The 10648-nt window shown below is 65.2% G+C and carries 8 protein-coding genes; 5 read left to right on the forward strand and 3 right to left on the reverse strand.

The genetic code is table 11. The features are described from left to right. Nucleotides 1–60: 60 nt before the first annotated feature. Together BUB76_RS16515 and gabT are read right to left on the reverse strand one after the other, a co-directional pair. Entirely contained in the window at nt 61–1539 is a 1479-nt protein-coding gene (locus tag BUB76_RS16515; RefSeq protein WP_073130316.1) for an NAD-dependent succinate-semialdehyde dehydrogenase, read from the reverse strand. Nucleotides 1540–1622: 83 nt separating this feature from the next. After that, nucleotides 1623–2912 carry a 4-aminobutyrate--2-oxoglutarate transaminase gene (gene gabT, locus BUB76_RS16520; RefSeq protein ID WP_073130352.1) on the reverse strand — a complete coding sequence of 430 codons (1290 nt, stop codon included), beginning with the start codon at nt 2910–2912 and terminating at the stop codon, nt 1623–1625. A gap of 395 nt (nt 2913–3307) precedes the next feature. Between gabT and BUB76_RS16525 the strand changes: the two genes are divergently transcribed. The 5 genes from BUB76_RS16525 to BUB76_RS16545 all read left to right on the forward strand — a co-directional run bounded on the left by BUB76_RS16525 (nt 3308) and on the right by BUB76_RS16545 (nt 10323). After that, complete coding sequence (locus BUB76_RS16525) at nt 3308–3877, forward strand: cupin domain-containing protein (protein ID WP_073130320.1); 570 nt, start codon at nt 3308–3310, stop codon at nt 3875–3877. 186 nt (nt 3878–4063) lie between these two features. Next, on the forward strand, nt 4064–5029 hold the full coding sequence (locus tag BUB76_RS16530) for a carbon-nitrogen hydrolase family protein (RefSeq protein ID WP_084140728.1): 966 nt from the start codon (nt 4064–4066) through the stop codon (nt 5027–5029). Nucleotides 5030–5086: 57 nt separating this feature from the next. Next, nucleotides 5087–7843 (forward strand): aminotransferase class I/II-fold pyridoxal phosphate-dependent enzyme, encoded by a 2757-nt coding sequence (locus tag BUB76_RS16535; protein ID WP_073130323.1) that lies wholly within the window; start codon nt 5087–5089, stop codon nt 7841–7843. 42 nt (nt 7844–7885) lie between these two features. Further along, nucleotides 7886–9340, forward strand: coding sequence for a biotin carboxylase (locus tag BUB76_RS16540; protein ID WP_269085829.1), 1455 nt, complete (start codon nt 7886–7888; stop codon nt 9338–9340). An 8-nt stretch (nt 9341–9348) separates the two neighbouring features. Beyond that, nucleotides 9349–10323 carry a C45 family autoproteolytic acyltransferase/hydrolase gene (locus BUB76_RS16545; protein WP_175550331.1) on the forward strand — a complete coding sequence of 325 codons (975 nt, stop codon included), beginning with the start codon at nt 9349–9351 and terminating at the stop codon, nt 10321–10323. Nucleotides 10324–10366: 43 nt separating this feature from the next. Here the strand turns inward: BUB76_RS16545 and BUB76_RS16550 are convergent. Further along, on the reverse strand, nt 10367–10648 hold a 282-nt coding region (locus tag BUB76_RS16550), incomplete at its 5' end, for an integrase core domain-containing protein (RefSeq protein ID WP_139250908.1).

A 10648-nucleotide genomic window follows, 5' to 3' on the forward strand; every position in this document is an offset into this window, starting at 1 on the left:
GCGCCGCGCCCTCTCCGGGACGCGGCGCCTGGATTTTCTGCGAGATTTCGGGTCTGCGGGTCAGACCGACGTGCAGATGTATTTCATCTCCATGAACTCATCCATGCCGTGGCGCGAGCCTTCGCGACCAAGGCCCGATTGCTTCACGCCGCCGAAGGGCGCGACCTCGGTCGAGATGAGACCGGTGTTCACACCGACCATGCCGTATTCCAGTGCTTCCTGAACCTTGGTCACCAGGCTCAGGTCCTTGGCGTAGAAATAGGCGGCCAGGCCGAAGATGGTGTCGTTGGCCATGGCGATGACGTCGTCCACGTCCTCGAACTTGAACAGCGGCGCCATGGGGCCGAAGGTCTCGTCCTGGGCGAAGACCATGTCCTGGGTCGCGCCCGTGACGATGGTGGGCTTGTAGAACGTGCCGCCCAGGTCGTGGGGCTGGCCGCCGGTCAGGACGCTGCCGCCCTTGGACTTGGCATCGGCGACATGCTCTTCCACCTTCTCGACCGCGTCGCGGTTGATGAGCGGGCCGAGCTGGCTGCCCTCTTCCAGGCCGTCGCCGACCTTCATCGCCTCGACCTTTTCCTTCAGCTTGGCCGCGAAGGTGTCGTAGACGCCGGCCTGCACGTAGATGCGGTTCGCGCAGACGCAGGTCTGGCCGTTATTGCGGAACTTGGCGATCATGGCGCCCTCGACCGCCGCGTCGATGTCGGCGTCGTCGAACACGATGAAGGGCGCGTTGCCGCCCAGCTCCATGCTGCACTTCATCACCTGGTCGGCGGCCTGGCGCAGCAGGATGCGGCCCACCTCGGTCGAGCCGGTGAAGGTCAGCTTGCGCACGATCGGGTTCTCGCAGAATTCCTTGCCGATCTCCGAGCTGCGCGAGGACGGCACGATGGACAGCACGCCCTTGGGGATGCCGGCGCGGTCCGCCAGAACGCCCAGCGCCAGCGCCGACAGGGGCGTTTCGGCGGCGGGGCGGGCGACGAATGCGCAGCCGGCGGCCAGCGCGGGGCCGACCTTGCGGGTGATCATGGCGTTGGGGAAGTTCCACGGAGTGATCGACGCCGCGACGCCGATGGGCTGCTGGATCACGGTGATCCGCTTGTCGCGCTGGTGGCCGGGAATAGTCTCGCCGTAGACGCGCTTGGCCTCTTCGCTGAACCACTCGATGAAGCTGGCGCCGTACATGATCTCGCCCTTGGCCTCGGCGTGGGGCTTGCCCTGCTCGGCGGTCAGGATGGTGCCCAGGTCGTCGGCGTGCTCGACCATCAGGTCGTACCACTTGCGCAGGACGGCGGCGCGTTCCTTGCCGGTCCACTGGGCCCATTCCTTCTGGGCCTTGTGGGCGGCGTCGATGGCGCGGGCCACCTCGGTGCGCGACAGGTCGGCAACCTCGGCGATGGTGTCGCCGCGCGCGGGGTTGGTGACGGTGAAGGTCTTGCCATCATCGGCGTCGGCCCATTCGCCGGCGATGTAGGCACGGGTGACCAGAAGGTCGGGATCGTTCAGCAGTGACGCGAGGTCGGTGGTCTGATCCAGCATGGGAAATCTCCTGTCGTCAAAGAAAAGCCGTGGCACACGGGAAACGCGCGCCACGGCGGGAAAGGTTCATCGCGGGGCGGCGATCATTCCGCCGCGTGGGCCATCCGTTCGGCGACCGCGTCCGCGAGGGCGGCTTCGAAGATCTCGAGCCCCGCTTCCACGATGGCGTCGCTGGCCGTCAGCGGCACCATGATGCGCAAAGCGTTGCCGTGCATGCCGCAGGCCAGCAGGATCAGGCCGCGCTTCTGGGCGTGAGCGATCACCGACTTGGTCAGCGCGGCGTCGGGCGTGGCGGTTTCGAAATCGGTCACGAACTCGACAGCCAGCATCGCGCCAAGGCCGCGGATGTCCCACATGCGATAGGGCGCGGTGCGGGCGCCGATCTCGGCGAAACGGGCGCGGAAATGCTCGCCCATGCGGGTCGACCGTTCCAGCAGGCCCTCGCTGTCCAGCGCCTCGATCGCCGCCAGCGCGGCGGCGCAGGCCACCGGGTTGCCGCCGTAGGTGCCGCCCAGGCCGCCCGGCATCGGCGCGTCCATGACATCGGCCCGCCCGATGACGCCCGCGATGGGATAGCCACCGGCCATGGATTTCGCCACGGTGATGAGGTCGGGCGCGACGCCCGAATGCTCGATGGCGAACCAGGTGCCGGTGCGGCCGAAGCCCGCCTGGATCTCGTCCGAGATCAGCAGGATGCCGTGCTTGTCGCAGATCGCGCGCAGCGCCTGCCACATCTCGGCCGGGACCGGCACGTAGCCACCTTCGCCCAGGACGGGCTCGAGGATGATGGCGGCGATGCGCGACGGGTCGGCATCGGTCAGCATCAGCGTCTCGAGCGCCTTCAACGCATCCTCGACCGTCACGCCCTGGCGCGCGTCGGGGAACGGCGCGCGGAAGATGTCGGTGGGGAACGGGCCCACGTCCTTCTTGTAGGGGGTGACCTTGCCGGTCAGGCCCAGCGTCATCAGCGTGCGGCCGTGGTAGCCGCCCGAGAAGGCGATGATGCCGGGACGCCCGGTATGGGCACGGGCGATCTTCACGGCGTTTTCAACGGCCTCGGCGCCGGTGGTGACCAGCAGCGATTTCTTCTCGAACTCGCCCGGGGCCAGCGCGTTGAGTTTCTCGGCCAGCGCGACGTAGGGCTCGTAGGGAACGACCTGGAACGAGGTGTGTGTGTAGAGGTCTTCCTGCGCCTTCGCGGCCTCGACGACCTTGGCGTGGCGGTGACCGGTGTTCAGCACGGCGATGCCGCCGGCGAAGTCGATGTAGCGGTTGCCTTCGACGTCCCACAGCTCGGCGTTCTCGGCCTTGGCGGCGAAGAACGGCATGGCCGAAGCCACACCGCGCGGAACGGCAGCATTGCGGCGCGCCATCAGCGCGTCGTTCGAGCCCGCGGTATGGGCCGGCACGGGGGCGTGGGTCTGCGGCGCAGCGATGTGGGTCGCGACCACGTCCGGGGTGGTGACCGTTTCGGCCTGGGCCTTGGCGCGGGTCTTGCGCGGGCTGGCGGCCTTGCTGCGCTTGGCGGCGGTCTTCTTGTCGGCGGTGGTTTTGGTCATGGCCGTGATCCTGCCTTTGAAAGTTCGAAGTGCGATGAGGATACTCATGTGGCTGCTTATTATTCTTGTCAATCGTGATTCTGGCGGATCAGTTCCATTTCCCGGAATCGCCCGTCTCCGCAGGCAAGTGGACTGCACGACACCCGTTGACCTTTGCCTGCGCTGACCGCTTATTATATCAAGCGAGTGCTTGAATAAGGGGTGTGGCAGTGGATATCGGCAGGCGGCTCAGGGCGGTGCGCGAAGAGAAAAGACTGTCGCAACGCGACCTTGCGGCCCGCGCGGGCCTGACCGGCGGCGCCATTTCGCTGATCGAGCAGAACAAGACATCCCCGTCGGTGGCGTCGCTGAAATCGCTGCTGGACGCCCTGCCCCTGACCATGTCCGAGTTCTTCGCCGAGTGCGAAGCCGAGGGCGAGGCACGCTATTTCTACGCCGCCAGCGAATTCACCGAGCTGTCGCCGCAGGAAGCCGGATTCGGCGATGCCGCCGCCCGGGTGTCCCTGCGCCAGATCGGGCGCGCGGCCGAGCATTCGCTGCAGATGCTGCACGAACGCTATCCGCCCGGCGCCGACACCGGTCCCGACATGCTGAGCCACGAGGGCGAGGAATCGGGCGTGGTGATCTCGGGCATCATCGAGGTGACGGTGGACGACCAGGTCCGGGTGCTGAACCCCGGCGACGGGTACCTGTTCGACAGCCGCCTGCCCCACCGCTTCCGCAATATCGGGCACGAGCCCTGCATCATCGTCAGCGCCTGCACGCCGCCGACCTTCTAGACCCACCAACTCACGGAGGTGTTGTAAAAGCGACCCGAGCTTGAAAAGCTATCCGCAACTCTTCGCGCCGAGGCCTATGACCGCTCATCGCGACCAGGGACCGGTCCCCGACCTGTCCGACACCAAGAATTCCGATCCCGCCGCACCGGTTGCGCCGCGGGACGTTCCAGGAGGCAAACGCCTGACATGAAACCATTCGCCATTGCCGGCGTGCAGATGCACGTCTCGGCCCTTCATTCCAACGTCGAAGACATGCGCCACCGGATCGAGATCCTGATGGCGCGGTTCCCGTGGACCCAGATGGTCCTGTTCTCGGAACTGGCGCCGTTCGGCCCTCTCGACCGTTACGCCCAGCCGTTCCCGAACGACACCATCGCCCAGTTCCAGGAAGACGCCCGCCGCTTCGGCATCTGGCTGATCCCGGGGTCGATGTTCGAAAAGCGGGCGGATGGCTCGATCTACAACACCTCGGTGGTCATCAATCCCGAAGGCGAGATCGTATCGAAATACTCCAAGATGTTCCCGTTCAAGCCTTACGAGGCAGGGATCAGCTCGGGCACCGATTTCTGCGTTTTCGACGTGCCCGACGTGGGCCGGTTCGGCCTGTCGATCTGCTATGACATCTGGTTCCCCGAGACCACGCGCCAGCTGACCAGCCAGGGGGTCGAGGTGCTGCTGCACCCGGTCCTGACCGGCACCACGGACCGCGAGGCCGAGATTTCCATCGCCAAGGCCACGGCGGCGCAGTTCCAGTGCTACGTCATCGACGTGAACGGGCTGGGCGCGGGCGGCGTGGGCCGGTCGCTGGTGGTCGATCCCGCGGCCACGGTGCTGCACCAGTCCGCCGGGCAGGAAGACATGTTCCCCATCGAGGTGGATCTCGACATGGTCCGCCGCCAGCGCGAGACCGGCCTCAAGGGTCTGGGCCAGGTCCTGAAATCCTTCCGCGACCGGGCCGCCGATTTCTCCGTCTACGACCGCACCAGCGGCACGGATGCCTATCTTTCGACCCTCGGCCCGCTCGAGACGCCGGGACAGGGATCGCGCGCCGGGGTTGACATGGCAGACCCGCGCACCGCGCTATCTGATGGAAACCAAGTGCAGTTCAGCCAATGGAGCGGCGCGAACTTCAAGGGCACGGGCACCGGCTGACGCCCGGGCCCCGATAATCTGACGCGCCGAAGTGTGGCGCACCAAGGGAGAGCCAGCATGAATGAGCAACCAAGGGACGTCACACTTCCGTCGATCAGCGACTATTACAGTTTCACGCAGCTCAGGGCCGACCGGTGGAGCGCCCTGCGCGAGGTGGCCGAGTCGATGTCGGCGGACGGCATCGAGGGGCGGCGCGGCGATCGGCTGATCGCCCGTGCGGAAGAGCTGTTCGACAGCCTTGCGCCGATCGAGATCTACTGGGCCTTCCCGGGCCGGATCGCCTTCGAGCATCTGCGCAAGATGCTGGACCAGCGCAATATCCCGGAGCTGTCGACGTCGCTGCGGCGGGTGGCGCGGGCGCTGACCTCGGGCGCGTTCCGGCGCCGCAGCATCCCGCTGGTGGGCGGAGATACGGATCTCGACGATTTCGAGGACGAGGCCACCCTGCCCCCCGAGGCTCGCGCACTGGGACGACCCTATTTCGAGGTTCTGGTTGTCGATCAGCTGACCGAGCACCAGGAGCGGTTCCTGCGCAACAATCTGCAGCGCGTGCGGCGCAGCGAGGACCAGTTCATCTATGAACCGGTCTTCGTGCCCAGCCTCGAAGACGCGCTGATCGGGATCCTGTTCAACCACAACGTCCAGGCGGTCATCGTCCGGCCCGGGTTGGTTCTGAAATCCAAGAACAACCTGCCGATGATCAAGCAGTACCTGAAGCGGCTGAGCGACGACACCGACGTGGACGGGCTTCAGCCCAACGAGTACGGCCCCGAGGCCTGCCGCCTGATCGCCAAGGTGCGCCCCGAGCTGGACGCCTACCTGATCACCGACCGCTCGGCCGAGGATATCGCCGGGCTGGACCTGGGCCGCTGTCGCAGGGTGTTCTACAACCAGGAAGACTTCCTTGAACTGCATCTGAACGTGCTGCGCGGCGTGAACCGGCGTTACAAGACGCCGTTCTTCACCGCGCTGAAGGAATATTCCAAGCAGCCCACCGGCGTGTTCCACGCCATGCCCATCAGCCGCGGCAAGTCGATCAGCCGGTCGCACTGGATCCAGGACATGGGCGATTTCTACGGGCCGAACATCTTCCTGGCCGAAACGTCCGCGACCTCGGGCGGGCTCGACTCGCTTCTGGAGCCGCGCGGGCCGATCAAGGAGGCACAGGAACTCGCGGCCCGCGCCTTCGGGGCCAAGCAGACGTTCTTCGGCACCAACGGCACATCGACATCCAACAAGATCGTGGTTCAGGCGCTGGTCCGGCCGGGCGACATCGTGCTGGTCGACCGCGACTGCCACAAGTCGCACCATTACGGCATGGTGCTGGCCGGTGCGCACGTGGCCTACATGGACAGCTATCCGCTGCATGAATACTCGATGTACGGCGCGGTGCCGATCTCCGAGATCAAGCACACGCTGCTGAAGATGAAGGCGGCGGGCAAGCTCGACAAGGTTCGGATGGTGCTTCTGACCAGCTCGACCTTCGACGGGCTGGTCTACAACGTTCGCCGCGTGATGGAAGAATGCCTGGCTATCAAGAAGGACCTGGTTTTTCTGTGGGACGAGGCTTGGTTTGCTTTCGCCCGCTTCGGCCCCACTTACCGCCAGCGCACCGCCATGGGTGTGGCCAACGACCTGCGCGAGACGCTGCGCACCGAGGAATGTGCGCGCGCCTGGAACGAACAGCAGGAGGCGCTCGAAGGCGCAGACGACGAAACTCTGATCAAGACGCGGCTGGTGCCGCCGCCCGACGCACGCGTGCGGGTCTACGCCACCCAGTCGACCCACAAGACGCTGACCTCGCTGCGGCAGGGGTCGATGATCCATGTGAACGACATGGACTTCAAAGGCGAAGTCGAACAGGCCTTCCACGAAGCCTACATGACGCACACCTCGACCTCGCCCAACTACCAGATCATCGCATCGCTGGACGTGGGCCGCCGCCAGGTCGAGCTGGAAGGGTTCGAATTCGTGCAGCGGCAGGTGGAATCCGCCATGGCGATCCGCCGCGCGGTGATGACCCACCCGGTGCTGAAGAAATACTTCCGGGTCCTGACGCCCAAGGACATGATCCCAGAGCAATACCGCGAAAGCGGGGTCACGGCCTATTACGACGCGCACGAGGGCTGGTCGGACAAGCAGGAGATCTGGGCCACGGACGAATTCGTCCTCGATCCCACCCGCGTGACCCTGGCCGTCGGTGGGACGGGCTGGGACGGCGACACCTTCAAGACCAAGGTGCTGATGGATCGCTACGGCATCCAGATCAACAAGACCTCGCGCAACTCGGTCCTGTTCATGACGAATATCGGGACCACCCGCAGCTCGGTCGCCTACCTGATCGAGGTGCTGGTCGAGATCGCCAACGGGCTCGACGACCTGCTGGACGACGCCTCCCTGATGGAGCGGCGCAGCTTCGACAACCGGGTGAAGGCCCTGATCGAGGACGTGCCGCCCCTGCCCGACTTCTCACGCTTCCACGAGGCGTTCCGCTCGGGCCGCGACACGCCCGAGGGCGACATCCGCGAGGCATTCTTCCTCGCCTACGACGAGACCAACTGCGACTATCTCAGCCTGGACGACAACCTGATGACCCGGCTGGTGGATGGCGAGGAACTGGTCTCGGCCAGCTTCATCATCCCCTACCCGCCCGGCTTCCCGATCTTGGTGCCGGGGCAGGTCATCAGCCACGAGATCCTGTCGTTCATGCGCGCGCTCGACGTGAGTGAGATCCACGGATACCGCCCCGACCTGGGCCTGCGCGTGTTCACGCCCGAGGCGCTGAACAAGCTGGTCCACAAGAAGAAGACCTGAAGGCAGACCGAAAAAACAAGAAAACAGACGACAGAGGAGACATTGATGCCCAAGAAGACCCTGAGAAATATCTCGGAGATCCGGCGCTTCTTCCACACCAACAAGGATCCGATCTATTTCGTCTCGGCCACCAACTTCAACCTGCTCGGGCTGGACGAGTGGGTGAAGAATTTCAAGTTCATCTGCTACATGGACTGCTTCGACGGCAAGCACCCGAACGTGCTGTGCCCCAGCGAGATTCCGCATGACGAGTTCCAGTCGATCGAGGACATCAACAACTATCTTCTGCAGCACAAGGAAGTGGTCGACTACGTCAAGGCGCGCGGCGGCAAGCCGAAATTCGTGTTCCTGATGTTCGACGAGACGACCGAGCGGCTGGTCAAGGAACTGGGCGGCGAAGTCTGGTTCCCCAAGGCGAAGCTCCGCCAATCCATGGACAACAAGATCGAGACCGTGCGCGTGGGCAACAAGGCCGGCGTGCCGTCGGTGCCCAACACGCTGGCCGAGGTGAAGTCCTACGACGAGCTGAAGAAGATCTGCGCCGAGCATGACCTGGGCGACGACCTGGTTCTTCAATCGGCCTTCGGCGACAGCGGCCACACCACCTTCTTCATCAACTCGGAAGAGGACTGGCGCAAGCACGAGCACGAGATCGTCGACGAGGGCGAGATCAAGATCATGAAGCGCATCGATTGCCGCGGCTCGGCGATCGAGGCCTGCGCCACGTCCGAGGGCACGATCGTCGGCCCGCTGATGACCGAGCTCGTGGGCTTCAAGGAGCTGACGCCCTATCGCGGCGGCTGGTGCGGGAACGAGATCTTCTCGACCGCCTTCGCGCCGAAGGCGCGGCAGAAGGCGCGCGAGCTGACCTTCCAGTTCGGCGAACAGCTGCGCAAGGAAGGCTATCGCGGCTACTTCGAGCTCGATTTCCTGATCGACAAGAAGACCGGCGATATCTGGCTGGGCGAGCTGAACCCGCGCATCACCGGCGCGTCGTCGATGACCAACCACGCCGCCTTCGCCCACGCGGACGCGCCGCTGTTCCTGTTCCACCTGCTGGAGTTTTCCAAGAAGCCCTTCAAGCTGGACGTGGAAGAGCTGAACGCCCGCTGGGCCGACCCGGACATGATCGACTCGTGGTCGCAGATGGTCATCAAGCACACCGAGGACAACGTCGACATCATCACCCACGCGCCGCCCACCGGCATCTACAAGATGCACGAGGACGGCACGATCGCCTTCGACCGCTTCGACTATCACCGTCGCGCCGTCGAGGGCGAGGACGAGGCGTTCTTCCTGCGCATCTCGGCCCCCGGCGACTATCGCTACGAAGGGGCGGACCTGGGCATCCTCGTGACGCGCGGTCGGTCTATGACCAAGAACTTCCAGCTGACGGACAAGTCCCGCGCCTGGATCGACGGCATCAAGAAGGCCTACTCGGCCCGACCGCTGCCCTCGGCCGCCGCTACGGAAAGCCCCGCCTTCAAGATCATGTAAGGGGCCTCATGAGCCTGACGTTCCGAGCCGTCTCGGAGGATCAGCCCGGCCCGAAATGGGCCGGGCTTTTCGCCGGATACTGGCCTGCCTACCACGCGTGGTGGCGGCGCGAGGGTCTGCGCGGCCGGCCCACCTATCTCGAGTCGCGCCGTCAGCTTCGCACCCACATGCCCGAGATCGCCGATCTCTACGACACGCTGTGCGAACTGGCGGGCGGTAGCGACGCGCAGGCGCGATTTCTCAGCTTCTACACGCCGCCCGCGTATCTTTCGGGGTGCAGCCAGGCGATCTGGCCCGGCGAGACGCCCCTGCTGGTGCGCAACTACGACTATTCGCAGAAAGCCTTCGACGCCGTGGTGATGAAGACCCGGTGGCAGGGCCGCGGCGTCATCGGCACCACCGACGGGCTGTTCGGGCTTGTCGACGGGGTGAACGACGCGGGCCTCGCCGTATCGCTGACCTTCGGCGGGCGGCGCGAGGTTGGCCAGGGCTTCGGCGTGCCGCTGATCCTGCGCTATATCCTGCAGACCTGCACCACCGCGGACGAGGCCGGCGCCGTCCTGAAGCGCGTGCCCTCGCACATGAGCTACAACGTCACCGTGCTGGACCGGCAGCGCAATTACCTGACGGCCTATCTCACGCCCGACCGGCCCACCCAGATCACCCACGCCGCCGTTGCGACGAACCACCAGGAACGGGTGGAGTGGTCGAGCCACGCGCGCTTCACCGCGACGGTCGAGCGCGAGCGGTTCCTTCTGCACCGCCTGACCCTGCATCCCGAAACGCAGGACAAGTTCGTGGGCGCCTTCCTGAAGCCGCCACTTTACTCAACCGCGTTCTCGCACGGGTTCGGCACGCTGTTCACCGCCGCCTACCGCCCCGCCGACGGCGCGGTGGACATCCACTGGCCCGGCCTGGATTGGCCGAAAAGCTTCGATCATTTTCCTGAAGACAGCGTGCGGGTGGATTTCCCGGCGGCCTGACGGGGCGCGTGAGCTGCCCCAACCGAGTGGTCCAGGTTGATTGTTAGTGCATCGCTGGTCGCCGGTCGACGGCTATGATGCTCTCCGGCGCCGGAGGCCTGTAGCCCAAGGCGCTGTGGGGCCGGACGGTATTGTAGTGGCGACGCCACCGCTCGATGAGGATCTGGGCCTCACGGAGCGAATAGAAAACCTCTCCGTCGAGCAGCTCGTTGCGGAATCGAGCGTTGAAGCTTTCGCAGTAGCCGTTCTCCCAAGGTGAGCCAGGCTCGATGTAGGCGGTCTTGGCACCGACGGCGCCGATCCAGTCGCGGACCTTCAGAGCAAC

It is taken from the genome of Palleronia salina, assembly GCF_900141995.1.
Lineage (GTDB): Bacteria > Pseudomonadota > Alphaproteobacteria > Rhodobacterales > Rhodobacteraceae > Palleronia > Palleronia salina.